This is a genomic window from Streptomyces iranensis (assembly GCF_017874715.1).
Classification (GTDB): Bacteria; Actinomycetota; Actinomycetes; order Streptomycetales; family Streptomycetaceae; genus Streptomyces; species Streptomyces iranensis.
On record NZ_JAGGLR010000027.1, the window covers coordinates 165,533 to 189,261 of the forward strand.

Here is a 23,729-nt window from a genome sequence, read left to right on the forward strand (position 1 = left end):
GGTACGCTCTGACCTTGTGCCTGGGGTGTCCCTGGGCTCCTGTGCGCGCTTCCAGACCGCTCGGGGGCCCGAGGTGTCGACACCAACAATCTGCACTCTCTGACTTTCGCAGAGGGCTGCGGTGCGCGACACACCCGACCGCGTGGGTCGGCGAAACTCCAGGTTAGCTTTATCGAGACTGGCACACAGAAACCGGAGAAACGGTGCCTACGATCCAGCAGCTGGTCCGCAAGGGCCGCCAGGACAAGGTCGAGAAGAACAAGACCCCCGCCCTCGCGGGGTCGCCGCAGCGCCGTGGTACATGCACTCGCGTGTTCACCACGACGCCGAAGAAGCCGAACTCGGCGCTCCGCAAGGTCGCGCGTGTCCGGCTGAGCAGTGGGATCGAGGTCACCGCCTATGTCCCGGGTGAGGGACACAACCTGCAGGAGCACTCCATCGTGCTCGTGCGCGGCGGTCGTGTGAAGGACCTGCCGGGTGTTCGTTACAAGATCATCCGCGGCTCCCTCGACACGCAGGGCGTCAAGAACCGCAAGCAGGCTCGCAGCCGCTACGGCGCCAAGAAGGAGAAGTAAGAATGCCTCGTAAGGGTCCCGCCCCGAAGCGCCCGGTCATCATCGACCCGGTCTACAACTCTCCTCTGGTGACGTCCCTCATCAACAAGGTCCTGCTGAACGGCAAGCGCTCCACTGCCGAGCGCATTGTCTACGGCGCCATGGAGGGCCTGCGCGAGAAGTCCGGCAACGACCCGGTCATCACCCTCAAGCGCGCGCTGGAGAACGTGAAGCCGACCCTCGAGGTCCGCTCCCGCCGTGTCGGTGGCGCCACCTACCAGGTGCCGGTCGAGGTCCGTCCCGGTCGCTCCTCCACCCTCGCGCTGCGCTGGCTGGTGGGTTACTCCCGCGCCCGGCGCGAGAAGACCATGACCGAGCGCCTGATGAACGAGCTGCTGGACGCCAGCAATGGTCTGGGCGCCTCCGTCAAGCGTCGCGAGGACACCCACAAGATGGCCGAGTCCAACAAGGCCTTCGCGCACTACCGCTGGTAGTCGCTACCCCATCGAGAACCGAGAGAAGACTGAGCCATATGGCCACCACTTCACTTGACCTGGCCAAGGTCCGCAACATTGGGATCATGGCCCACATCGACGCGGGCAAGACGACCACCACCGAGCGGATCCTCTTCTACACCGGCGTGAGCTACAAGATCGGTGAAGTCCACGATGGCGCCGCCACCATGGACTGGATGGAGCAGGAGCAGGAGCGCGGCATCACCATCACGTCCGCCGCGACGACCTGTCACTGGCCGCTCGAGAACGTCGACCACACGATCAACATCATCGACACCCCGGGGCACGTCGACTTCACCGTTGAGGTGGAGCGCAGCCTGCGCGTGCTCGACGGTGCCGTGACGGTGTTCGACGGCGTGGCCGGCGTCGAGCCGCAGTCCGAGACGGTGTGGCGTCAGGCGGACCGCTACGGCGTTCCGCGTATCTGCTTCGTCAACAAGCTCGACCGCACCGGTGCGGAGTTCCACCGCTGCGTCGACATGATCACGGACCGCCTGGGCGCGGTTCCGATCGTCATGCAGCTGCCGATCGGCACCGAGGCCGACTTCAAGGGCGTCGTCGACCTCGTCTCCATGAAGGCGCTGGTCTGGTCCGCCGAGGCGACCAAGGGCGAGATGTACGACACCGTCGACATCCCGGACACCCACACCGAGGCCGCCGACGAGTGGCGCGGCAAGCTGCTGGAGACCGTCGCCGAGAACGACGAAGAGATGATGGAGCTGTACCTGGAGGGCGAGGAGCCCACCGTGGAGCAGCTCTACGCGGCGGTCCGCCGTATCACCATCGCTTCGGGCAAGGGTGAGGGCACCACCGTCACTCCGGTGTTCTGTGGCACCGCGTTCAAGAACAAGGGCGTGCAGCCCCTGCTCGACGCCGTGGTCCGCTACCTGCCGTCGCCGATCGACATCGAGGCGATCGAGGGCCACTCGGTCAAGGACCCCGACGAGGTCATCAAGCGGCGTCCCTCCGAGGAAGAGCCGCTGTCGGCCCTGGCGTTCAAGATCGCGAGTGACCCGCACCTCGGCAAGCTCACCTTCATCCGGGTCTACTCGGGCCGTATGACGGCCGGCACGCAGGTGCTGAACTCCGTCAAGGGCAAGAAGGAGCGCATCGGCAAGATCTACCGGATGCACGCGAACAAGCGTGAGGAGATCGAGTCGGTGGGTGCCGGTGACATCGTCGCCGTCATGGGTCTGAAGCAGACCACCACCGGTGAGACCCTCTCCGATTCGTCGAACCCGGTGATCCTGGAGTCGATGGACTTCCCGGCCCCGGTCATCGAGGTGGCCATCGAGCCGAAGTCCAAGGGCGACCAGGAGAAGCTGGCCGTCGCGATCCAGCGGCTTGCCGAGGAGGACCCGTCCTTCCGCGTCAAGACCGACGAGGAGACCGGCCAGACGATCATCTCCGGCATGGGCGAGCTGCACCTCGATGTGCTGGTCGACCGCATGCGCCGTGAGTTCAAGGTCGAGGCCAACGTCGGCAAGCCCCAGGTGGCCTACCGCGAGACGCTGCGCAAGCAGGTCGAGCGGTACGACTACACGCACAAGAAGCAGACTGGTGGTTCCGGCCAGTTCGCCAAGGTGCAGATCGCGCTGGAGCCGCTCGAGGGCGATGGCTACGAGTTCGAGAACAAGGTCACCGGTGGCCGCATCCCGCGGGAGTACATCCCGTCGGTGGACGCGGGCTGCCAGGAGGCCATGGAGTTCGGCGTCCTCGCGGGCTACCCGCTGACCGGTGTGAAGGTCACCCTGCTCGACGGTGGCTACCACGAGGTCGACTCGTCCGAGATGGCGTTCAAGATCGCCGGTTCGATGGCCTTCAAGGAGGCCGCCCGCAAGGCCAGCCCGGCCCTGCTCGAGCCGATGATGAAGGTCGAGGTCACCACGCCCGAGGACTACATGGGTGACGTGATCGGCGACATCAACTCCCGTCGCGGGCAGATCCAGTCCATGGAGGACCGGAGCGGCGCCAAGCTGGTTACCGGCCTGGTTCCGCTGTCGGAGATGTTCGGCTACGTGGGCGACCTGCGCAGCAAGACGTCCGGCCGCGCCAGCTACTCCATGCAGTTCGACTCCTACGCCGAGGTTCCGCGGAACGTCGCCGAGGAGATCATCGCGAAGGCCAAGGGCGAGTAAGGCGGGTTCATCCGCATTCCTCACCCTTTAGGCTGGAAGCACAAGGCATCGGGGCATTCCGTCGTGGAGCGCGTTCACCGCGTTTCATGGCGGGCCCCGGGCGCCGTTTCCCCAGACGAATACGGCGAAGGGCATCCCCCTCGGGGTCCTGGCCGGTTCGGTAAGACCACCTGAACCCATCCGCAAAGCGTGGATGCGTACAGAACCACTCCACAGGAGGACCCCAGTGGCGAAGGCGAAGTTCGAGCGGACTAAGCCGCACGTCAACATCGGCACCATCGGTCACATCGACCACGGTAAGACCACGCTTACCGCTGCGATCACCAAGGTGCTGCACGACGCGTACCCGGACCTGAACGAGGCCTCGGCCTTCGACCAGATCGACAAGGCTCCTGAGGAGCGCCAGCGCGGTATTACGATCTCCATCGCGCACGTCGAGTACCAGACCGAGTCGCGTCACTACGCGCACGTTGACTGCCCCGGTCACGCGGACTACATCAAGAACATGATCACCGGTGCGGCGCAGATGGACGGCGCCATCCTCGTGGTCGCCGCCACCGACGGCCCGATGCCGCAGACCAAGGAGCACGTGCTCCTGGCCCGCCAGGTCGGCGTGCCGTACATCGTTGTCGCCCTGAACAAGGCCGACATGGTGGACGACGAGGAGATCCTGGAGCTCGTCGAGCTCGAGGTCCGCGAGCTGCTCTCCGAGTACGAGTTCCCGGGCGACGACGTCCCGGTCGTCAAGGTCTCGGCGCTCAAGGCGCTCGAGGGCGACGCCGAGTGGGGCAAGTCCGTCCTCGACCTGATGAAGGCCGTCGACGAGTCGATCCCGCAGCCGGAGCGCGACGTCGACAAGCCGTTCCTGATGCCGATCGAGGACGTCTTCACCATCACCGGCCGCGGTACGGTCGTCACCGGCCGTATCGAGCGCGGTGTGCTGAAGGTCAACGAGAACGTCGACATCATCGGCATCAAGCAGGAGAAGACCTCGACCACCGTCACCGGTATCGAGATGTTCCGCAAGCTGCTCGACGAGGGCCAGGCTGGTGAGAACGTCGGTCTGCTGCTCCGCGGCATCAAGCGCGAGGACGTCGAGCGCGGCCAGGTCATCATCAAGCCGGGTTCGGTCACTCCGCACACCGAGTTCGAGGCCCAGGCGTACATCCTGTCCAAGGACGAGGGTGGCCGCCACACGCCGTTCTTCAACAACTACCGTCCGCAGTTCTACTTCCGTACCACGGACGTGACGGGCGTTGTGACCCTCCCCGAGGGCACCGAGATGGTCATGCCGGGCGACAACACCGAGATGTCCGTCCAGCTGATCCAGCCGGTCGCCATGGAGGAGGGCCTGAAGTTCGCCATCCGTGAGGGTGGCCGGACCGTCGGCGCCGGCCAGGTCACCAAGATCAACAAGTGACCTGACGCTCCCCGGAGCAAAGAGCCCCATTCGCCTTTGGCGGGTGGGGCTCTTTCGTATGTGGGTACCCGGCCGTCCACATCGAAGCCGCGTTCGACTTCGGGAGCGAACAGATGATGACAAATGGCAAGATCACGGTCGCGGTCGTGGGGGGTTACCTCCTCGGGCGTACGAAGAAGGCGAAACTCGCTATCGGGCTGGGCATGTTGCTGGCCGGTAAGAAGATCTCGCTGGATCCGCAGCAGCTGAAGAAGTCCCTCGCCCAGGCGCCGCTGCTGAGCGGCCTCAACTCGGAAGTGCGCAAGGAGCTCGCCGACGCCACCCGGCAGGCCGCGACCAAGGCCGTCTCCGACCGGGTGAGCGGCCTCGCCGACTCGCTGCACGAGCGCACGGCGCTGCTGCGCGGTGCAGGCGGGGACGAAGGCGAGGATGAAGGCGAGGGCGAGGGCGAGAGCGAGGAGGCCGAGGCCCCGGCCCGCCCGGCGAAGAAGACCGCCGCGTCCGGTTCCGGTACGGCTAAGAAGGCGGCGGCCAAGAAGACCGCGGCGAAGAGGCCCGCGGCGGAGAGGCCCACGGCGAAGAAGACCACGGCGAAGAAGTCCGCGGTGAAGAGGCCCGCGGTGAAGAGGCCCGCGGCGAAGACCGCCAAGACCGCGGGGGGCCGCAATGGCTGACACGCTCGGCAAGCTCAAGGACGACATCGTCAAGAATCCGGCCACCGACCGTCTGAAGGACGAGCTGCGGAACTATGTCCAGGCACGGGCGACCCATGCGATCTCCGGCCTCGGCTCGGGCCTCGCCAAGGGCGCGCAGTCCCTCTCCGAGGGCAAGTCTCCGGGACAGGCCCTGATGAAGGCCGGTACGTCCCAGTTGAAGGACTCGCTCAAGGAGTCGCTGAAGGAGAAGGTCAAAGGTGTCTTCGGCAAGGGCGGCCGGGGCAAGAGCGGGGGCGGCAAGTCCAAGAGCGTGACGGTCGTCGAGGACATCGACGTCGGGGTGCCGGTCCGCGAGGCGTACGACCAGTGGACCCAGTTCCAGGAGTTCAGCACCTTCGCCAAGGGGGTCGTCAGCGTCGAGAAGGCCGACGACACCAGCAGCAACTGGAAGGTGAAGGTCGCCAAGTCCACCCGCAGCTGGCGGGCGAACGTCACCGAGCAGGTCGCCGACGAGCGGATCAGCTGGACCACGGAGGGCGCCAAGGGCACCGTCAAGGGCGTCGTCACCTTTCACCCGCTCGGTGACAATCTCACCCGGGTGCTGCTGGTTCTTGAGTACTTCCCCAAGGGTCTCTTCGAGAAGACCGGCAACATCTGGCGGGCCCAGGGCCGACGGGCCCGGCTCGATCTGAAGCTCTACCGGAAGTTCATCATGATGCGCGGCGAGGCCACGGACGGCTGGCGCGGCGAGATCCGGGACGGCGAGGTCGTGCGGGACCACGAGACGGCCGTGGAGGAGGAAGAGCGCGAGCAGACCGACGAGGCCGGTGCGGGCGAGGAGACCGGGGGAGACGCCGATGAGCCGGACGAGGCGGCTGAGGCTGAGGACGAGTACGAGGAGGAGCCCGAAGGCGCCGAGCCCGAGGAGTACGACGAGGAGTACGAGGAGGAGCCGGAGGCCGCCGAAGAGCCGGAGGAGGCCGAAGAGCCGGAGGAGGCCGAGGAACCCGAGGACGCCGAGGCGTATGAGGAGTCCGAGGAGCCCGAAGAGGAGCCCGAGGAGGAATCCGGCCGCCGCACCGCCGCGGCCCGCGGCTGAGCACCCCCGGCGACCGCCGGACACGACCGGGCCCCACCCAGACGCGAGACGCCGGGTGGGGCCCCGGCCACGCCGCCCGCCCATCGGCGAAACCGCACGGCGAACGCGAATCGGGCGGGGCAGGGGACGCGGTCGGGCCACGTCGCCCGGCCGCCGGGCCGGTGAGGACGACGGCCGGTGGCGACGCCCCTGGCCGGGGGCCGGGGCAGACCCGGCGCCACCCGGACGTCGCGCGGGGCGTGGGCCGGATGACGCGGGCTGGGGGGGGGTGTCCCCGGCCCCGCCTCGCCCGGTGGCAAGCCGGGCCGTCAGGCCCGTTTCGTGGGGCGGGGGCGCCAGATCCAGGGGGTGGCGTCGGGGGACAGGCCCACCACGCAGACGCCCTGGTGGCCGTCGTCCGCCAGGAGGGCCGGAGCGCCGACCGGGGTCAGATGGCCGGGGGAGCGCAGCGGCTTGGCGTCCGGGCCGGTGCCGTACTGGACCTGGACCTCCCCGCCCAGGTCACGCCCGGCCAGCAGCAGCGTCTTCGCCTCGTGGCGGCCGGACGGTTCGGTCACGGTGTGGGCGGCGATCGCCCCGTAGCCCTCGAAGTGCCGCACCGTGAGGGAGGTTTCCCCGTGGACGGCGGGCACGGTGGCCTTGGGGGTGCGGTAGATCAGCGCGAGCGTGCCGTCGGGGGCCACCGCGGCACCCAGCGGATCTCCGCCGGGGCGCGGCAGACCGGACGGCGGGCGCAGGGCGACCGGGCCGCCGGTCCACTCCTGGGCCCAGTGGTGGACGCTGTCACGGCCGGGGGCGAGGACGTGGACCTGCCCCTCCGAGTCCAGCAGCGCGGTCAGCCCGTCCTGGATCTCGGCGCCGCCGAGCCGCTGCCAGGGACCCCAGTGGCCGCTGGCGTCCCGTACCCGGGTGGCCAGGCTCTTGTCCGCGGTCCGTACGAAGAGGTGCACCAGGCCGTCCGGGGTGGCGACCGCCGCCGGGCAGCCGACCCGGCGGCCGCGCTCGGGGTCGCTCTCGGGGGTGCCGAGGCCGGTCCAGGCGCGGAACGGGCCGTCCGGTCGGCGCTGCTCCAGCACCACGATCTCGCGGAGGTCGCCCGCGCCCTGCCCGGCCAGCGCCGCGAACCGCAGGGCGAACAGCACCTGCCGCCCCGCGCCGTCCCGCACCGCGGCGAGCGCCGGGGCGAGCGGTCCGCCGCCGAGCCCCTGAGGCGCCCCGAACCGTCCGCTGCCGGGCGCCGTCTCGCGCCACCGCACGGCCTGGGTGCCGAGCACGCCGTACGCCACGAGCCGCCCCTGGGCGTCGGTGGTGGGGGCGGGCAGCGAGGTGGGGTAGCGGTAGTGGGTGGAGCGGATCCAGCCCTTGCGGTTCCGCAGCGGGCGCACCCCGCCCTGGCTGTAGTCGCCGCAGCCGGCCGCGTTGCCGCAGTCCCAGTCCGGCGCACCGCCGTAGGACTTGATCGCCCGCGCCTTCTGGGCGAGCACCGCGGGCGGCAGATTGTGCGGCCAGCGCTGGTTGTAGTAACCGCGGAACGCGGTGGTGGTGAAGCGCGGGGCGTGCTTGTCGCGCTGCGTGGACGCGGCCACCCACTGGGCGATCGCCTTCCAGGTGAACAGCGCGACCGGGGTGTGGTCGCGGTGGTCCGAGCAGCCCGGCTGATCGTTGTCCCTGGGGTGCAGCACGTCGTGCACCTGGAAGTCGGGGTCCGGGTCCAGCGTGTGGATCAGTGTGGGCCGGTAGCGGTCCATGATCCCGGCGAGCACGTCGACCAGCGTCCGATGGCCGTACGAGCTGGGGTGCGCCACGGGGGAGCCGGTGGCCAGGAGGGTGCGCATCACGGTGCCCGGGGTGTCCCACAGTGCCGGTATCCGTACGCCGCCGTCCGACAGCATCGCGATGTTGAGGAAGATCAGCCGGGCGCTGCGGGCGCCGTTGGCCAGCGTGTTGGTCTCCGCCGTGACCCCGCCGGGCAGCCGCAGCACCGACCGCTGCCAGGGCGCGAACTGGTTCAGCCCCATCATCTGCGCGTACGCCTGCCGCAGCCCCTGGTGGCGGGAGGCGGAGTACGCGGCCTTGTCGGCGTCTGGGATCGGCGTCCCCGCCTGATGGTTGATCCCCCGGGCCTCACCGGCCGTGACGTACACGCACACCACCGGGACTCCGGAGCGCAGCACATGCTCGGCGTCCGGGTTCATGAAGTACAGATCGTCGTCGGGGTGCGCCATGATCTGCAGCAGCAGCGCCCGCTTGTCGCTCACCGTCGAGGTGAACGGCTCCGCCGCTCCGGGCGCACTGGCCCGCGCCGGCCCGGCTGCCGCGCCGCGCGAATGTCCGGCCCCGCATCCGGCGATCCCGGTGACCCCGGCAACCCCCACGGCTCCCCCGGCGGTGAGCGCCGCCAGCGCGGCGAGCGTCTGCCTGCGGGTGGTCCGCGTCCCCCGCGATGTCCATCGACTGTTCAATTTGGTGACCCTGTCACTTCGGCAGCGCGTAGTCTCCGGCTGCTCCGAGTGAAGGGACGGTTGGTGATCTTGACAGGTTGTCCGATGGCCGGGAGGTGTCGGTCACAGGTTGGGCACATCGTCGCCACGGGGCCGACGCATCCCGCCGGGGTCCACCCCCGAGGGCCGGTCGGCCCTTCGGCTACGTCGGCTACGTCAGTCGGCGATCAGCACCCCGAGCACCGCGAGCCAGCAGGCCGCGACCAGCACCGGCAGCAGCATCATGATCGCGCCGGTCGGGGACACCTTCAGATAGGCGGCGCCGGGGTTGCCCGTGCGGCGGTTCACTATCCGCTCGCCGCCGTGCCAGGCCATGTACTCCTCGAGCTCGATCACGGCCTCCTTGCGCGCCAGGAGGTAGTGGCGCCCGAACCGCAGCATCAGCGAGAAGCCGAGCGACACCCCGATGCCGATGACCGCGATGATCATCGCCAGCCCTTTGCCGAGGGAGCCGCCCGCGCCCTCCTTGCCGAGGCAGAAGGCGGTGGCGGCCGCAAGGCCCGCGGTGATGTAGAAGAAGTTGTTCAGCTTCTGCCAGTTGAGGTTGTCCTCGTGCTTGTAGAGGTCCACCGCGATCCCGTACTGCGCGTGCAGCATCGCCTCACGCGGCTTGCGCCACACCCACACCACCCGGGGCAGCCCGTCCGGCGGTTCAGCCATTCGTCCGGCTCGACCTGGTCGGAGCTGTAGGCCAGCAGGAACGCCAGCACATGCCTGCCCTTGACCGCCACATAGAAGTGCTCGGCGGTCTCCAGCCGGGCGCGGTAGTCGGCCTCGGCGTACGCCGAGACCAGGAAGCCCCCTCCACCGGCCCCTGGGCGCCGTCCGGCCCGTTCAGACTCCGTGACTCGGCGAGCCGGGCGATCCGCTCCACATGCGCCGATCGTGATGCCCTCCCCGTAGACGAAGGCCGGGGCCGGAGTCGGGGCCGGTGGCCGGGTGCGGGGTTCGTTTCGCGCCTTCGGCGCCATTGAGCAGCGGAGCAGGGAGTGGGGGCGCGGGCCGCGTCGCCGGGCGCCGGGCCGGTCGCGGCGGGCGCCGGTGGCGGCATCCGCGCCTGGGAGGGCGGGGCCGTCGCCGGACTGCCGGGGGGCGGGGTACCCCTGGAAACTGTCTGACAAATTAGTTGCGTCAGATCAAGCGTTTTCGAGAGGGGTACCCGGAGGGGCCGCCCCGGATCCACCGGATTCCGGTTCGGACGTCGCTCCCGGCCGCCGAGCCGCCACGGCCTCAACACCCAACCGGCCCGGCAGTCGGCGGCGGCGCCCCGCCCCCCATCCCCCGGACCCATGCTCACATGCGCCGAAGGCGCGAGACGGTGCCGCACCCGACCGAGCCGCGCAGTCAGGCGGCGGTGGGCGTGTCGGCCTGCTCGGGTTCTCGGCAGTCCCGGCCCACCGATCGCAGGTGGTCGTCACGGGACCGCCGGGCCCTCGATGTACCTGCCCTTCGCGCTGTAGGGCCACTCGTTCGCGACACAGCCCTTGAGCCCGTATATCTGCTGCATCATCACCGGCGCCCGTTTGCCCTTCCCGGGGCAGGACTCGTGGCCGTGGCCGATGCGGTGGCCGACCTCGTGGTTGACGATCAGCGCCCGGTAGCCGCTGAGGGGGCCGGAAAACTCCGGTGAGCCGGTGTTCCAGCGCTTGAGGTTGACCATGATCTGGGTGCCGGCGTCGCAGTTGACCTCGCCATGGGTGTCCAGACCCACGGCGCCGCAGATCTCGTCGACCGTGTCCGGGGTGGCGATCTTCACCTCGAAGTCGGAGGGGCCGTCGGCGACCAGCTGGAAGGAGTGCCTGCCGTCGTTGGTCCAGCCGCGCTTGGCGGCGAGGATTGCCGAGATTTCGGCCGCGGCCCGCTTCGCGTTGATGCCGGTGCCCTGCTCCACCATGACCTTGAACCGCCGCAGATCGCGTCCCTTGCCGATCACCGCGCCGGAGGACTTCGCGGTGACGAACTCGCCGGTCGCGGTGGTGGGGGAGTCCGGGCGAGGGGGCCTGGACGTGGCCGAGATGGCGTCGGGCGGCTGGGCTGCCGGGGCCGTGGCGCGGGCCTGGCCCTTGCCGTCGCCGTCACGTAACGCGAACACGACCCCGGCGATCAGCGCCACACCGGCGGCCAGTGCCACCGCCACGTTCCGGGGGCGGGCACTCCGGGTGGTGCGCCCCCGTCGTCCTGGGGGTGAGGTGGACGGGCCGGGGGCCTGCGCGGTGGAGGTCATGGGGGGCGCTTCCAGGGGGTGTCAGCGGGGCGGGTGAATCAGCCGTGCGCGCGCATGCCGCGTGAGCATGCCGGTGTCCCGGAGTGCGGGCGTGCCGGGTGTTCCCCTGGAGGGAGACGTGTGGGGAGGGTGACCGGTTGGGGCTGGTGCCCTGTTGTGCGCGGGGTCACATTGGGCGATATCCCGAATCTCACACTTGTACGTGACGCCGTGTCCCGGTCTCCGGTGCGCGCCGAGTTTGAAGCGGGCCCCGCAGGGGGTACGCTTCCGGGCCCCTGATTGGCGTCCGGAGCAGCCGCTATGGCACACTAACCAGGTTGCTCGGTTGAGTGCCGATGCTGCGCGCCTCCCGCCGGGAGGACCGGAAGCGAGTCCCACAGTACTCGTCGCCTCTGATCAGGGGCGGAAGTACGGGAATCTTCCGGGAAGCGTCAGCGGGGCCCCAGCCAGGCGCCCGGTGGGTGACTTTCTCCCCCAGCAACCCCCTTCATCAGGGATCTCCATGCGGAGATTTACGGGAAGGGCTGCGACACGCCCGACCGCGTGGGTCGGAAGTGAGGTGGAGGAGGGCACGAACGCCATCGGGTCCCAGAGCGTTACGAGAGACAGGACTACGAAGTAGCCATGGCGGGACAGAAGATCCGCATCCGGCTCAAGGCTTACGACCACGAGGTCATCGACTCCTCGGCGAAGAAGATCGTCGAGACGGTGACCCGGACTGGTGCGTCGGTCGCGGGCCCGGTGCCGCTGCCCACAGAGAAGAACGTGTACTGCGTCATCAAGTCGCCGCACAAGTACAAGGACTCGCGCGAGCACTTCGAGATGCGTACGCACAAGCGCCTCATCGACATCCTCGACCCCACGCCGAAGACGGTTGACTCGCTGATGCGTCTCGACCTGCCGGCCGGCGTCGACATCGAGATCAAGCTCTGAGGTGACGCGCGAGATGGCTAAGCAGATCAAGGGCGTCCTGGGCGAGAAGCTCGGCATGACGCAGGTGTGGGACGAGAACAACCGCGTCGTCCCGGTCACCGTCGTCAAGGCCGGTCCCTGCGTCGTGACCCAGGTCCGCACCGATGACGCGGACGGCTACAGCGCCGTCCAGATCGCCTTCGGCGAGATCGACCCGCGCAAGGTGAACAAGCCGCTCAAGGGCCACTTCGCCAAGGCGGATGTGACCCCGCGCCGCCACCTGGTGGAGCTGCGTACCGCCGACGCCGGTGAGTACACGCTCGGCCAGGAGGTCAAGGCCGAGGTGTTCGAGTCCGGTGTCAAGGTCGACGTGACCGGCACCAGCAAGGGCAAGGGCACCGCCGGTGTCATGAAGCGCCACGGCTTCGCCGGCCTCGGCGCCGGCCACGGCACCCAGCGCAAGCACCGCTCGCCGGGCTCCATCGGTGGCTGCGCCACCCCGGGCCGCGTGTTCAAGGGCCTGCGCATGGCCGGCCGCATGGGCAATGAGCGGGTCACCACCCAGAACCTGACCGTCCACGCCGTTGACGCGGAGAAGGGCCTGCTCCTGATCAAGGGAGCGGTTCCTGGTCCGAACGGCGGCCTCGTCCTGGTCCGTACCGCGGCCAAGGGGGCCTGAGGTAACCGATGAGCACCATTGACATCCTTTCGCCGGCAGGCGACAAGGCCGGGTCCGTCGAGCTCCCCGCGGAGATCTTCGACGCGCAGGTCAGCGTTCCGCTGATCCACCAGGTCGTCGTCGCCCAGCTGGCCGCTGCCCGCCAGGGCACGCACAAGACCAAGACCCGTGGTGAGGTCCGCGGCGGTGGCAAGAAGCCGTACCGCCAGAAGGGCACCGGCCGCGCGCGCCAGGGTTCGACCCGCGCGCCGCAGTTCGCCGGCGGTGGCGTCGTGCACGGCCCCGTGCCGCGCGACTACAGCCAGCGCACCCCGAAGAAGATGAAGGCCGCCGCGCTGCGCGGTGCCCTCTCCGACCGGGCGCGTCACGAGCGCATTCACATCGTGACCGGCGTGGTCGACGGTGAGATCTCCACCAAGGCCGCGAAGGTCCTGCTGGGCAGGATCAGCGAGCGCAAGAACGTGCTCCTGGTCGCCGAGCGGAGCGACGAGGCCGCGTGGCTGTCCGCCCGCAACCTGCCCCAGGTGCACATCCTGGAGCCGGGCCAGCTGAACACGTACGACGTGCTCGTCTCCGACGACGTGGTCTTCACCAAGGCCGCCTTCGAGTCCTTCGTGGCTGGTCCCAAGGCCGCTGAGAAGACCGAAGGGAGCGCCGCCTGATGAGTGAGGCGACCGCTGTCACCAGCAAGACCTTCACCGACCCCCGCGACGTCCTCGTCAAGCCGGTGGTCTCGGAGAAGAGCTACGCGCTGCTCGACGAGAACAAGTACACGTTCATCGTCGCGCCCGGCGCCAACAAGACCCAGATCAAGCAGGCCGTCGAGGCGGTCTTCTCGGTCAAGGTCACCGGGGTCAACACGATCAACCGGCAGGGTAAGCGCAAGCGCACCAAGACCGGTTACGGCAAGCGCAAGGACACCAAGCGCGCCATCGTGACCCTCGCCGAGGGCGACCGCATCGACATCTTCGGCGGCCCGACCTCCTGACGGAGGCCGGAATCGTCCAGAAGTCCGGAATCTTCCGAGGACTGAGAAATGGGTATCCGCAAGTACAAGCCGACGACCCCGGGCCGTCGTGGCTCCAGCGTCGCCGACTTCGTCGAGATCACGCGGTCCACGCCGGAGAAGTCGCTGGTCCGCCCGCTGCACAGCAAGGGTGGTCGTAACAACGCCGGCCGCATCACGGTCCGCCACCAGGGTGGCGGTCACAAGCGTGCGTACCGCGTGATCGACTTCCGCCGTCACGACAAGGACGGCGTCCCGGCGAAGGTCGCACACATCGAATACGACCCCAACCGCACCGCGCGCATCGCGCTGCTGCACTACGCCGACGGCGAGAAGCGCTACATCCTCGCCCCGCGTGGCCTGAAGCAGAACGACCGGATCGAGAACGGCCCCGGCGCCGACATCAAGCCCGGTAACAACCTCGCGCTGCGCAACATCCCGGTCGGTACCACGCTCCACGCCATCGAGCTGCGGCCCGGCGGCGGCGCGAAGTTCGCCCGCTCCGCGGGTGCCTCCGTGCAGCTGCTGGCGAAGGAGGGCTCCATGGCCCACCTGCGCATGCCGTCCGGTGAGATCCGCCTGGTCGACGTCCGCTGCCGCGCCACCGTCGGCGAGGTCGGCAACGCCGAGCAGTCGAACATCAACTGGGGCAAGGCCGGCCGCATGCGCTGGAAGGGCGTCCGCCCGACCGTTCGTGGTGTGGTCATGAACCCCGTCGACCACCCGCACGGTGGTGGTGAGGGCAAGACCTCCGGTGGTCGCCACCCGGTCTCGCCGTGGGGTCAGAAGGAGGGCCGTACGCGCTCGCCGAAGAAGGCCAGCAACAAGTACATCGTCCGCCGCCGCAAGACGAACAAGAAGCGCTAGGAGCGGGTTTAGATGCCGCGCAGTCTCAAGAAGGGGCCCTTCGTCGACGACCACCTGATCAAGAAGGTGGACACGCAGAACGAAGCAGGCACCAAGAACGTCATCAAGACCTGGTCCCGCCGCTCGATGATCGTCCCGGCCATGCTCGGCCACACGATCGCGGTGCACGACGGCCGCAAGCACGTCCCGGTGTTCGTCACCGAGTCGATGGTCGGCCACAAGCTCGGCGAGTTCGCGCCGACCCGCACCTTCCGCGGCCATGAGAAGGACGACCGCAAGTCGCGTCGTCGCTGATCAGCGGAAAAGACTCATGACAGACACCGAAGGGACAACCATGGAAGCCAGGGCCCAGGCGCGGTACATCCGCGTCACGCCCATGAAGGCCCGCCGCGTGGTGGACCTCATCCGTGGCATGAATGCCACGGAGGCCCAGGCGGTCCTGCGTTTCGCCCCGCAGGCCGCGAGCGTGCCGGTCGGCAAGGTGCTGGACAGCGCCATCGCCAACGCCGCGCACAACTACGACCACACCGACGCCGACAGCCTCGTCATCTCCGAGGCGTACGTCGACGAGGGCCCGACTCTGAAGCGGTTCCGTCCGCGCGCCCAGGGCCGTGCCTACCGGATCCGCAAGCGGACCAGCCACATCACCGTGGTCGTCAGCAGCAAGGAAGGAACCCGGTAATGGGCCAGAAGGTAAACCCGCACGGGTTCCGGCTCGGCATCACCACCGACTTCAAGTCGCGCTGGTACGCCGACAAGCTGTACAAGGACTACGTCAAGGAAGACGTCGCCATCCGCCGGATGATGACGAAGGGCATGGAGCGCGCCGGTATCTCCAAGGTGGAGATCGAGCGCACCCGTGACCGCGTCCGCGTCGACATCCACACCGCCCGGCCGGGCATCGTCATCGGCCGCCGCGGCGCGGAGGCCGACCGTATCCGCGGCGAGCTGGAGAAGCTCACCGGCAAGCAGGTGCAGCTGAACATCCTCGAGGTGAAGAACCCCGAGGTGGACGCTCAGCTGGTGGCCCAGGCCGTCGCCGAGCAGCTCTCCTCCCGCGTCTCCTTCCGTCGTGCGATGCGCAAGTCGATGCAGAGCTCGATGAAGGCCGGTGCCAAGGGCATCAAGATCCAGTGTGGTGGCCGTCTCGGCGGCGCCGAGATGTCCCGCTCGGAGTTCTACCGCGAGGGCCGCGTGCCCCTGCACACGCTCCGCGCGAACGTCGACTACGGCTTCTTCGAGGCCAAGACCACCTTCGGCCGCATCGGCGTCAAGGTGTGGATCTACAAGGGCGACGTGAAGAACATCGCCGAGGTCCGCGCCGAGAACGCCGCTGCCCGCGCCGGCAACCGCCCGTCGCGTGGTGGCAGCGACCGCCCGCAGCGCCGCGGTGGCGAGCGCGGTGGCCGTGGCCGTAAGCCGCAGCAGTCCGCCGCGCCCGCCGAGGCCGGTAAGGCCGAGGCGCCGGCCGCGGCGGCGGCCGAGCCCAGCGCAGCCGGAAAGGAGAGCTGACCCCATGCTGATCCCTCGCAGGGTCAAGCACCGCAAGCAGCACCACCCCAAGCGGTCCGGCATGGCCAAGGGCGGTACGGAGCTGGCGTTCGGCGAGTACGGCATCCAGGCCGTCACCCCGGCGTACGTCACCAACCGTCAGATCGAGGCCGCTCGTATCGCGATGACCCGCCACATCAAGCGTGGCGGCAAGGTCTGGATCAACATCTACCCGGACCGTCCGCTGACGAAGAAGCCTGCGGAGACCCGCATGGGTTCCGGTAAGGGCTCGCCGGAGTGGTGGATCGCGAACGTCAAGCCCGGTCGGGTGATGTTCGAGCTGTCCTACCCGAACGAGAAGACTGCGCGTGAGGCGCTCACCCGCGCTGCTCACAAGCTCCCGATGAAGTGCCGGATCGTTCGGCGCGAGGCAGGTGAGTCGTGATGGCGGCCGGTACCAAGGCGTCCGAGCTGCGTGAGCTGAACAACGAGGACCTCGTTGGCAAGCTGCGTGAGGCCAAGGAAGAGCTGTTCAACCTCCGCTTCCAGGCGGCGACCGGACAGCTCGAGAACCACGGCCGGCTGAAGGCCGTCCGAAAGGACATCGCCCGGATCTACACCCTGATGCGGGAGCGCGAGCTCGGCATCGAGACGGTGGAGAGCGCCTGATGAGCGAGACGAATGTGACTGAGAACGCAACGCAGAACCGCGGCTTCCGCAAGACCCGTGAGGGTTTGGTCGTCAGCGACAAGATGGACAAGACCGTCGTCGTCGCAGTCGAGGACCGCGTCAAGCACGCGCTGTACGGCAAGGTCATCCGCCGTACCAACAAGCTCAAGGCGCACGACGAGCAGAACGCCGCGGGTGTCGGCGACCGTGTCCTCCTGATGGAGACCCGGCCGCTGTCCGCGACCAAGCGCTGGCGCGTCGTCGAGATCCTCGAGAAGGCCAAGTAATTCTTCCTGCGGGCAATAGTCCGCAGGACAGTTCCGCCAGGCTCGGCGGGGGCCGGATATATCCAGCCCCCGCCGGGAACCGGCAGACGATCAGGAGATAGACGTGATCCAGCAGGAGTCGCGACTGCGCGTCGCCGACAACACGGGCGCGAAGGAGATCCTTTGCATCCGTGTTCTCGGTGGCTCCGGTCGCCGCTACGCGGGCATTGGTGACGTCATCGTCGCCACCGTCAAGGACGCGATCCCCGGTGGCAACGTGAAGAAGGGTGACGTCGTCAAGGCGGTCATCGTGCGCACCGTGAAGGAGCGCCGCCGCCCGGACGGTTCGTACATCCGCTTCGACGAGAACGCGGCCGTCATCCTCAAGAACGATGGCGACCCCCGCGGCACCCGTATCTTCGGCCCGGTGGGCCGTGAGCTGCGCGAGAAGAAGTTCATGAAGATCATCTCGCTCGCGCCGGAGGTGCTGTAACCGATGAAGATCAAGAAGGGCGACCTGGTCCAGGTCATCACCGGTAAGGACAAGGGCAAGCAGGGCAAGGTCATCGCGGCCTTCCCGCGCGAGGACCGGGTCCTGGTCGAGGGTGTCAACCGGGTCAAGAAGCACACCAAGGCCGGACAGACCGCTCGTGGTTCGAAGACCGGCGGCATCGTGACGACTGAGGCCCCGATCCACGTGAGCAATGTGCAGCTCGTGGTGGAGAAGGACGGCAACAAGGTCGTCACCCGCGTCGGATACCGCTTCGACGACGAGGGCAACAAGATCCGCGTTGCCAAGCGGACCGGTGAGGACATCTGATGACTGCCACCACCACTGCACCGCGCCTCAAGGCGCGCTACCGCGAAGAGATCCAGGGCAAGCTGCAGGAGCAGTTCTCCTACGAGAACGTCATGCAGATCCCGGGTCTGACCAAGGTCGTGGTCAACATGGGTGTGGGCGACGCCGCCCGCGACTCCAAGCTGATCGAGGGCGCCATCCGCGACCTCGCCACGATCACCGGTCAGAAGCCCGCCGTCACCAAGGCCCGTAAGTCCATCGCGCAGTTCAAGCTGCGTGAGGGCCAGCCGATCGGCGCCCACGTCACCCTCCGCGGTGACCGCATGTGGGAGTTCCTGGACCGTCTGGTGTCGCTCGCGCTTCCGCGCATCCGCGACTTCCGCGGTCTGTCGCCGAAGCAGTTCGACGGCCGGGGCAACTACACCTTCGGTCTCACGGAGCAGGTCATGTTCCACGAGATCGACCAGGACAAGATCGACCGTGTCCGGGGTATGGACATCACCGTGGTGACCACGGCGACCAACGACGAAGAGGGCCGGGCCCTGCTGCGTCACCTCGGCTTCCCGTTCAAGGAGGCGTGAGCCGTGGCGAAGAAGGCTCTCATTGCCAAGGCCGCCCGCAAGCCCAAGTTCGGCGTGCGTGGTTACACGCGCTGCCAGCGCTGTGGACGTCCGCACTCCGTGTACCGCAAGTTCGGCCTGTGCCGCGTGTGCCTTCGTGAGATGGCTCACCGCGGCGAGCTGCCGGGCGTGACCAAGAGCTCCTGGTAATCAGCCCTTACGGGTTGATACCGGGCTCTCGGTAAGCAAATGGATGGCGAGCCCCGCCCGTCCACTCCCGTAGAGTGGAACGGTTGGGCGCTCGCCGCCCAGAATCCTTACTACGCCGTAGGTCCCCGCGCCGCACCCGTGCCCGCCATTGAGCGGGTGAGAGGGATGGCGCATACAGGAAACCCCGGCGAGAGAGGCCGAAGGCCATCATGACCATGACCGATCCGATCGCAGACATGCTGACGCGTCTGCGAAACGCGAACTCGGCGTACCACGACACCGTCGAGATGCCGCACAGCAAGATCAAGTCGCATATCGCGGAGATCCTCCAGCAGGAGGGCTACATCACCGGCTGGAAGGTCGAGGACGCCGAGGTCGGCAAGAACCTCACCCTCGAGCTGAAGTTCGGGCCGAACCGCGAGCGCTCGATCGCCGGCATCAAGCGGATCTCGAAGCCGGGCCTGCGGGTCTACGCAAAGTCCACCAACCTGCCGAAGGTGCTCGGCGGCCTGGGCGTGGCGATCATCTCCACGTCGCACGGGCTCCTCACCGACAAGCAGGCCGGCAAGAAGGGCGTGGGTGGGGAAGTCCTCGCCTACGTCTGGTAACCAGGGAACGGAGGAAGCACATGTCGCGCATTGGCAAGCTGCCCATCCAGGTTCCCGCTGGTGTGGACGTCACCATCGATGGCCGCACGGTCGCCGTGAAGGGTCCCAAGGGCTCTCTCTCGCACACCGTCGCCGCGCCGATCGAGGTCGCCCAGGGTGAGGACAACGCTCTCGTTGTCACCCGCCCGAACGACGAGCGTCAGAACAAGGCCCTGCACGGCCTGTCGCGCACGCTGGTGGCGAACATGATCACCGGCGTGACCCAGGGCTACAGCAAGGCGCTCGAGATCAGCGGTGTCGGCTACCGCGTCCAGGCCAAGGGCTCCAACCTGGAGTTCTCCCTGGGCTACAGCCACCCGATCCTGGTCGAGGCCCCGGAGGGCATCACCTTCAAGGTGGAGTCCCCGACCAAGCTGAGCGTCGAGGGCATCGACAAGCAGAAGGTCGGCGAGGTCGCCGCGAACATCCGCAAGCTGCGCAAGCCCGACCCGTACAAGGCCAAGGGCGTGAAGTACGCGGGCGAGGTCATCCGCCGCAAGGTCGGAAAGGCTGGTAAGTAAGCCATGGCATACGGTGTGAAGATTGCCAAGGGCAACGCTCGCAAGGCCGCTGCCGTCAAGCGGCGTCACATCCGCGTCCGCAAGCGGGTCTCGGGTACGCCGGTCCGCCCCCGCCTCGTGGTGACGCGGTCCAACCGTCACATGGTGGCGCAGGTCATCGACGACATCGCGGGCCACACCCTGGCCTCGGCGTCGACGCTGGACAGCTCCATCCGGGCGGCCGAGGGCGACAAGAGCGCCCTGGCGCAGCAGGTCGGGGCCCTGGTGGCCGAGCGGGCGAAGGCCGCGGGCATCGAGGCCGTCGTGTTCGACCGTGGTGGCAACAAGTACGCCGGGCGCATCGCCGCTCTGGCGGACGCCGCCCGCGAGGCCGGGCTGAAGTTCTGAGCCCCGGTTCCAACGCAATGCGGAAACGAGAGAGGTAAATCCAATGGCTGGACCCCAGCGCCGCGGTGGCGGCGCCGGTGGCGGCGAGCGGCGGGACCGGAAGGACCGGCGGGACGGTGGCGCTGCCGCCGAGAAGACCGCTTACGTCGAGCGTGTTGTCGCGATCAACCGCGTCGCCAAGGTTGTGAAGGGTGGTCGTCGCTTCAGCTTCACCGCGCTGGTCGTGGTGGGCGACGGTGACGGCACCGTGGGTGTCGGTTACGGCAAGGCCAAGGAGGTGCCGGCCGCGATCGCCAAGGGCGTGGAGGAGGCCAAGAAGCACTTCTTCAAGGTCCCCCGGATCGCCGGCACCATCCCGCACCCGATCCAGGGTGAAGAGGCCGCGGGTGTCGTGCTGCTGAAGCCGGCGTCCCCCGGTACCGGTGTGATCGCCGGTGGCCCGGTGCGCGCCGTGCTGGAGTGCGCGGGCATCCACGACGTGCTGAGCAAGTCGCTCGGCTCCTCGAACCCGATCAACATCGTGCACGCCACGGTGGCCGCTCTGCGGGGCCTTCAGCGCCCTGAGGAGATCGCCGCCCGCCGTGGTCTGCCGCTCGAGGACGTCGCTCCCGCCGCTCTGCTGCGGGCGCGTGCCGGGGTGGGTGTGTGAGCATGGCCCGCCTCAAGATCACGCAGACGAAGTCGTACATCGGCAGCAAGCAGAACCACCGCGACACTCTGCGTTCGCTCGGGCTGAAGAGGCTCGGCGACGTGGTCGTCAAGGAGGACCGCCCCGAGTTCCGCGGCATGGCGCAGACCGTGCGGCACCTCGTGACGGTCGAGGAGGTCGACTGACATGGCGGAGAACAACCCGCTGAAGGTCCACAACCTCCGGCCCGCCCCGGGCGCCAAGACCGCCAAGACCCGTGTCGGTCGTGGTGAGGCGTCCAAGGGTAAGACCGCTGGTCGTGGCACCAAGGGCACCAAGGCCCGCTACCAGGTTCCGGAGCGCTTCGAGGGTGGGCAGATGCCCCTCCACATGCGGCTCCCGAAGCTCAAGGGCTTCAAGAACCCCTTCCGCACCGAGTACCAGGTCGTGAACCTGGACAAGCTGGCCGCGCTCTACCCCGAGGGTGGCGAGGTCACGGTGGCCGGTCTGGTCGCCAAGGGTGCGGTTCGCAAGAACCAGCTCGTCAAGGTGCTGGGCTCCGGTGAGGTCTCCGTGGCGCTCCAGGTGACGGTCGACGCCGTCTCCGGCTCCGCCAAGGAGAAGATCACCGCCGCCGGTGGCACCGTCACCGAGCTCGTCTGAGCACGGTGCGTTTCTGACCGGGGGTGCCCCAGATACGGGGCATCCCCGGTTGGTCGTTCCAAGCGGGGCCGGGTCGCCGGTAAGGTGGCTGGCGTTGTTACCTTCCGCGCGGTACGCCTCCGCGCGGGTCCTGGCTGATAAGTATCCGTCGATCCTCAAGACCGTCACCTCTCGCGAAGCGACGCGGGGGGCGCAGGAGGCACCGTGCTCACCGCGTTCGCCCGGGCGTTCAAGACGCCCGACCTGCGCAAGAAGCTGCTGTTCACGCTGGGCATCATCGTGCTCTTCCGGCTCGGGCAACATATCCCGATCCCGGGCATCGACTACAAGAACGTCCAGACGTGCATGGACCTAGCCAAGGGCCAGCAGGGGCTGTTCGGCCTGGTCAACATGTTCAGTGGTGGCGCACTGCTCCAGATCACCATCTTCGCGCTAGGGATCATGCCGTACATCACGGCGAGCATCATCCTGCAGCTGCTGACCGTGGTGATCCCGCGCCTTGAGGCCCTCAAGAAGGAGGGCCAGGCCGGTCAAGGAAAGATCACGCAGTACACCCGCTACCTGACCATCGCGCTGGCGATCCTCCAGGGCACCGGCCTGGTGGCCACCGCCCGCAGCGGCTCGCTCTTCCAGAGCTGCCCGGTCGGCGGTCAGATCGTACGGGACGACTCGATCTTCACCACCGCCGTGATGGTCATCACGATGACCGCGGGCACCGCGCTGATCATGTGGCTCGGTGAGCTGGTCACCGACCGCGGCATCGGCAACGGCATGTCGATCCTGATGTTCGTCTCCATCGCCGCCGGTTTCCCGAGCGCGATGTGGAGCATCAAGCAGCAGGGCAAGATCATGGACGGCTGGCTGGAGTTCGGCCTGGTGATCCTCTGTGGTCTGGCCATGGTCGGCCTGGTGGTCTTCGTCGAGCAGGCCCAGCGCCGGATCCCCGTGCAATATGCCAAACGCATGATCGGCCGTCGCTCGTACGGCGGTACGTCCACCTACATCCCGATGAAGGTGAACCAGGCGGGTGTGATCCCCGTGATCTTCGCCTCATCGCTGCTGTACATCCCGGCGCTGATCGTCCAGTTCTCCAATTCGAAGGCGGGCTGGGCGACCTGGATCTCGCAGAACTTCGTCAAGGGCGACCACCCGGTCTACATCGCCACGTACTTCCTGCTGATTGTCTTCTTCGCATTCTTCTATGTCGCCATCAGCTTCAACCCCGAAGAAGTTGCCGACAACATGAAGAAGTATGGTGGGTTCATCCCGGGTATCCGGGCTGGTCGTCCCACCGCGGAGTATCTGAGCTACGTGCTGAACCGCATCACGTGGCCCGGTGCGCTCTATCTGGGCTTGATCGCCCTGGTGCCCACGGTGGCGCTGGTGACGCTCAATGCCAATCAGAACTTCCCGTTCGGCGGCACGAGCATCCTGATCATCGTGGGTGTCGGCCTGGAGACTGTGAAGCAGATCGAGAGCCAGCTTCAGCAGCGACACTACGAAGGGTTCCTCCGCTGATGCGAATCGTCCTCGTCGGGCCTCCGGGAGCCGGCAAGGGTACGCAGGCCGCGTACCTCGCCGAGAAGCTGTCGATCCCGCATATCTCCACCGGCGACTTGTTCCGCGCGAACATCAGCCAGGGCACCCCCCTCGGCAAGCAGGCTCAGGAGTACATGCGGGCCGGGCAACTGGTACCGGACGAGGTCACCATCGGCATGGCGGAGGACCGGCTGGACCAGGAGGACGCGCAGCCGGGCTTCCTGCTGGACGGGTTCCCGAGGAACCAGATCCAGGCCGAGGCCCTGGACACCTACCTGGGGCAGCGCGGTGTCTCGCTGGACGCGGTGCTGGACCTGGAGGTCCCCGAGTCCGAGGTGATCAAGCGCATCGCGGGCCGTCGTACCTGCCGCAACGACAGCTCGCACACCTTCCACGTGGAGTACAAGCCGCCGAAGGCCCAGGGCGTGTGCGACGTCTGCGGCGGCGAGCTGTACCAGCGCGAGGACGACAGCGAGGATACGGTCCGCAAGCGCCTCGAGGTCTACCACCGGGAGACCGAGCCGATCATCGACTACTACAAGGCCAAGGGCCTGGTCGTGACGATCTCGGCGCTGGGCAAGGTGTCCGAGGTCACCCAGCGGGCGATGGACGCCCTGGCCGCCAAGGCGGCCTGACGGCCGCGAGAACCAGTGCAGTATGGCCGTGGGGGGGGGGGGGGGGGGGGGGGGCGGGGGGGGGGGGGGGGGGGGGGCGCGCCCCCCCCCCCCCCCCCCCGCCCGCCCCCCCCCCCCCCCCCCCCGGGGCCGCTCCACCCCCC

General features: G+C 68.1%; 32 protein-coding genes. 29 read left to right on the forward strand and 3 right to left on the reverse strand.

Annotated features, from left to right (window positions below; genetic code table 11):
- Positions 1 to 203: 203 nt before the first annotated feature.
- The 6 genes from rpsL (at position 204) to J2Z30_RS39620 (ending at position 6,382) form a co-directional block, all read left to right on the forward strand.
- Positions 204 to 575, forward strand: a complete 372-nt coding sequence (rpsL, locus tag J2Z30_RS39595; RefSeq protein WP_014054153.1) for a 30S ribosomal protein S12 — start codon at positions 204 to 206, stop codon at positions 573 to 575.
- Positions 576 to 577: 2 nt separating this feature from the next.
- Positions 578 to 1,048: a 30S ribosomal protein S7 gene (rpsG, locus tag J2Z30_RS39600; protein WP_014178748.1), complete on the forward strand. Its 471-nt coding sequence runs from the start codon at positions 578 to 580 to the stop codon at positions 1,046 to 1,048.
- A gap of 38 nt (positions 1,049 to 1,086) precedes the next feature.
- On the forward strand, positions 1,087 to 3,207 hold the full coding sequence (gene fusA / locus J2Z30_RS39605; protein WP_044571684.1) for an elongation factor G: 2,121 nt from the start codon (positions 1,087 to 1,089) through the stop codon (positions 3,205 to 3,207).
- 226 nt (positions 3,208 to 3,433) lie between these two features.
- Complete coding sequence (gene tuf / locus J2Z30_RS39610) at positions 3,434 to 4,627, forward strand: elongation factor Tu (protein WP_037952879.1); 1,194 nt, start codon at positions 3,434 to 3,436, stop codon at positions 4,625 to 4,627.
- A 113-nt stretch (positions 4,628 to 4,740) separates the two neighbouring features.
- Entirely contained in the window at positions 4,741 to 5,301 is a 561-nt protein-coding gene (locus J2Z30_RS39615) for a hypothetical protein (protein WP_044571683.1), read from the forward strand.
- Positions 5,294 to 6,382: an SRPBCC family protein gene (locus J2Z30_RS39620; RefSeq protein ID WP_044571682.1), complete on the forward strand. Its 1,089-nt coding sequence runs from the start codon at positions 5,294 to 5,296 to the stop codon at positions 6,380 to 6,382. Before J2Z30_RS39615 ends, J2Z30_RS39620 begins: the two co-directional genes overlap by 8 nt.
- A gap of 308 nt (positions 6,383 to 6,690) precedes the next feature.
- Here the strand turns inward: J2Z30_RS39620 and J2Z30_RS39625 are convergent, their stop codons facing one another.
- From J2Z30_RS39625 to J2Z30_RS39635, 3 genes are all read right to left on the reverse strand, one after another.
- Positions 6,691 to 8,844: a PIG-L family deacetylase gene (locus J2Z30_RS39625; RefSeq protein WP_044571680.1), complete on the reverse strand. Its 2,154-nt coding sequence runs from the start codon at positions 8,842 to 8,844 to the stop codon at positions 6,691 to 6,693.
- 195 nt (positions 8,845 to 9,039) lie between these two features.
- Positions 9,040 to 9,543, reverse strand: coding sequence for a RipA family octameric membrane protein (locus J2Z30_RS39630; RefSeq protein WP_052701428.1), 504 nt, complete (start codon positions 9,541 to 9,543; stop codon positions 9,040 to 9,042).
- Positions 9,544 to 10,297: 754 nt separating this feature from the next.
- Complete coding sequence (locus J2Z30_RS39635) at positions 10,298 to 11,107, reverse strand: DUF3152 domain-containing protein (RefSeq protein WP_044571679.1); 810 nt, start codon at positions 11,105 to 11,107, stop codon at positions 10,298 to 10,300.
- Positions 11,108 to 11,731: 624 nt separating this feature from the next.
- On the opposite strand from J2Z30_RS39635, the gene rpsJ reads away from it, so the two are divergent.
- From rpsJ to J2Z30_RS39750, 23 genes are all read left to right on the forward strand, one after another.
- A complete protein-coding gene (rpsJ, locus tag J2Z30_RS39640) occupies positions 11,732 to 12,040 on the forward strand; it encodes a 30S ribosomal protein S10 (RefSeq protein WP_003948644.1) in 309 nt (102 codons plus the stop codon).
- Positions 12,041 to 12,053: 13 nt separating this feature from the next.
- The gene (rplC, locus tag J2Z30_RS39645) at positions 12,054 to 12,698 is read left to right on the forward strand and encodes a 50S ribosomal protein L3 (RefSeq protein ID WP_044581586.1); all 645 of its coding nucleotides are present in this window, start codon (positions 12,054 to 12,056) and stop codon (positions 12,696 to 12,698) included.
- 8 nt (positions 12,699 to 12,706) lie between these two features.
- Complete coding sequence (rplD, locus tag J2Z30_RS39650) at positions 12,707 to 13,360, forward strand: 50S ribosomal protein L4 (protein WP_044571677.1); 654 nt, start codon at positions 12,707 to 12,709, stop codon at positions 13,358 to 13,360.
- Positions 13,360 to 13,686, forward strand: coding sequence for a 50S ribosomal protein L23 (gene rplW, locus J2Z30_RS39655; protein ID WP_044571675.1), 327 nt, complete (start codon positions 13,360 to 13,362; stop codon positions 13,684 to 13,686). Before rplD ends, rplW begins: the two co-directional genes overlap by 1 nt.
- A 48-nt stretch (positions 13,687 to 13,734) precedes the next feature.
- Positions 13,735 to 14,571: a 50S ribosomal protein L2 gene (gene rplB / locus J2Z30_RS39660; RefSeq protein WP_030835102.1), complete on the forward strand. Its 837-nt coding sequence runs from the start codon at positions 13,735 to 13,737 to the stop codon at positions 14,569 to 14,571.
- 12 nt (positions 14,572 to 14,583) lie between these two features.
- On the forward strand, positions 14,584 to 14,865 hold the full coding sequence (gene rpsS / locus J2Z30_RS39665) for a 30S ribosomal protein S19 (RefSeq protein ID WP_020869258.1): 282 nt from the start codon (positions 14,584 to 14,586) through the stop codon (positions 14,863 to 14,865).
- Between the two features lie 40 nt (positions 14,866 to 14,905).
- Positions 14,906 to 15,253, forward strand: a complete 348-nt coding sequence (gene rplV / locus J2Z30_RS39670) for a 50S ribosomal protein L22 (protein ID WP_044571671.1) — start codon at positions 14,906 to 14,908, stop codon at positions 15,251 to 15,253.
- Positions 15,253 to 16,083, forward strand: coding sequence for a 30S ribosomal protein S3 (rpsC, locus tag J2Z30_RS39675; RefSeq protein WP_037952894.1), 831 nt, complete (start codon positions 15,253 to 15,255; stop codon positions 16,081 to 16,083). The genes rplV and rpsC overlap by 1 nt, the downstream gene beginning before the upstream one ends.
- Before the next feature lie 4 nt (positions 16,084 to 16,087).
- Positions 16,088 to 16,507, forward strand: a complete 420-nt coding sequence (gene rplP / locus J2Z30_RS39680) for a 50S ribosomal protein L16 (protein WP_014178774.1) — start codon at positions 16,088 to 16,090, stop codon at positions 16,505 to 16,507.
- A complete protein-coding gene (gene rpmC / locus J2Z30_RS39685; protein ID WP_009715874.1) occupies positions 16,507 to 16,731 on the forward strand; it encodes a 50S ribosomal protein L29 in 225 nt (74 codons plus the stop codon). The genes rplP and rpmC overlap by 1 nt, the downstream gene beginning before the upstream one ends.
- Positions 16,731 to 17,018, forward strand: a complete 288-nt coding sequence (rpsQ, locus tag J2Z30_RS39690) for a 30S ribosomal protein S17 (RefSeq protein ID WP_014054172.1) — start codon at positions 16,731 to 16,733, stop codon at positions 17,016 to 17,018. Before rpmC ends, rpsQ begins: the two co-directional genes overlap by 1 nt.
- A 103-nt stretch (positions 17,019 to 17,121) precedes the next feature.
- Positions 17,122 to 17,490, forward strand: coding sequence for a 50S ribosomal protein L14 (gene rplN / locus J2Z30_RS39695; RefSeq protein WP_003998823.1), 369 nt, complete (start codon positions 17,122 to 17,124; stop codon positions 17,488 to 17,490).
- A gap of 3 nt (positions 17,491 to 17,493) precedes the next feature.
- The gene (gene rplX, locus J2Z30_RS39700) at positions 17,494 to 17,817 is read left to right on the forward strand and encodes a 50S ribosomal protein L24 (protein ID WP_014054173.1); all 324 of its coding nucleotides are present in this window, start codon (positions 17,494 to 17,496) and stop codon (positions 17,815 to 17,817) included.
- Positions 17,817 to 18,377: a 50S ribosomal protein L5 gene (rplE, locus tag J2Z30_RS39705; RefSeq protein ID WP_020869255.1), complete on the forward strand. Its 561-nt coding sequence runs from the start codon at positions 17,817 to 17,819 to the stop codon at positions 18,375 to 18,377. The genes rplX and rplE overlap by 1 nt, the downstream gene beginning before the upstream one ends.
- A gap of 3 nt (positions 18,378 to 18,380) precedes the next feature.
- Positions 18,381 to 18,566, forward strand: a complete 186-nt coding sequence (locus J2Z30_RS39710; protein WP_003948630.1) for a type Z 30S ribosomal protein S14 — start codon at positions 18,381 to 18,383, stop codon at positions 18,564 to 18,566.
- 209 nt (positions 18,567 to 18,775) lie between these two features.
- On the forward strand, positions 18,776 to 19,174 hold the full coding sequence (gene rpsH / locus J2Z30_RS39715) for a 30S ribosomal protein S8 (RefSeq protein ID WP_044571663.1): 399 nt from the start codon (positions 18,776 to 18,778) through the stop codon (positions 19,172 to 19,174).
- A gap of 20 nt (positions 19,175 to 19,194) precedes the next feature.
- On the forward strand, positions 19,195 to 19,734 hold the full coding sequence (gene rplF / locus J2Z30_RS39720) for a 50S ribosomal protein L6 (RefSeq protein ID WP_044571661.1): 540 nt from the start codon (positions 19,195 to 19,197) through the stop codon (positions 19,732 to 19,734).
- Between the two features lie 3 nt (positions 19,735 to 19,737).
- Positions 19,738 to 20,121: a 50S ribosomal protein L18 gene (gene rplR, locus J2Z30_RS39725; protein WP_044571659.1), complete on the forward strand. Its 384-nt coding sequence runs from the start codon at positions 19,738 to 19,740 to the stop codon at positions 20,119 to 20,121.
- Positions 20,122 to 20,164: 43 nt separating this feature from the next.
- Entirely contained in the window at positions 20,165 to 20,770 is a 606-nt protein-coding gene (gene rpsE / locus J2Z30_RS39730; RefSeq protein WP_020869250.1) for a 30S ribosomal protein S5, read from the forward strand.
- Positions 20,771 to 20,772: 2 nt separating this feature from the next.
- Complete coding sequence (rpmD, locus tag J2Z30_RS39735) at positions 20,773 to 20,955, forward strand: 50S ribosomal protein L30 (protein WP_044571656.1); 183 nt, start codon at positions 20,773 to 20,775, stop codon at positions 20,953 to 20,955.
- A 1-nt stretch (position 20,956) separates the two neighbouring features.
- The gene (gene rplO, locus J2Z30_RS39740; protein WP_044571655.1) at positions 20,957 to 21,412 is read left to right on the forward strand and encodes a 50S ribosomal protein L15; all 456 of its coding nucleotides are present in this window, start codon (positions 20,957 to 20,959) and stop codon (positions 21,410 to 21,412) included.
- A 204-nt stretch (positions 21,413 to 21,616) separates the two neighbouring features.
- The gene (gene secY, locus J2Z30_RS39745; RefSeq protein WP_044571653.1) at positions 21,617 to 22,930 is read left to right on the forward strand and encodes a preprotein translocase subunit SecY; all 1,314 of its coding nucleotides are present in this window, start codon (positions 21,617 to 21,619) and stop codon (positions 22,928 to 22,930) included.
- On the forward strand, positions 22,930 to 23,586 hold the full coding sequence (locus tag J2Z30_RS39750; RefSeq protein WP_044571652.1) for an adenylate kinase: 657 nt from the start codon (positions 22,930 to 22,932) through the stop codon (positions 23,584 to 23,586). Before secY ends, J2Z30_RS39750 begins: the two co-directional genes overlap by 1 nt.
- The last annotated feature ends 143 nt before the right edge of the window (positions 23,587 to 23,729 follow it).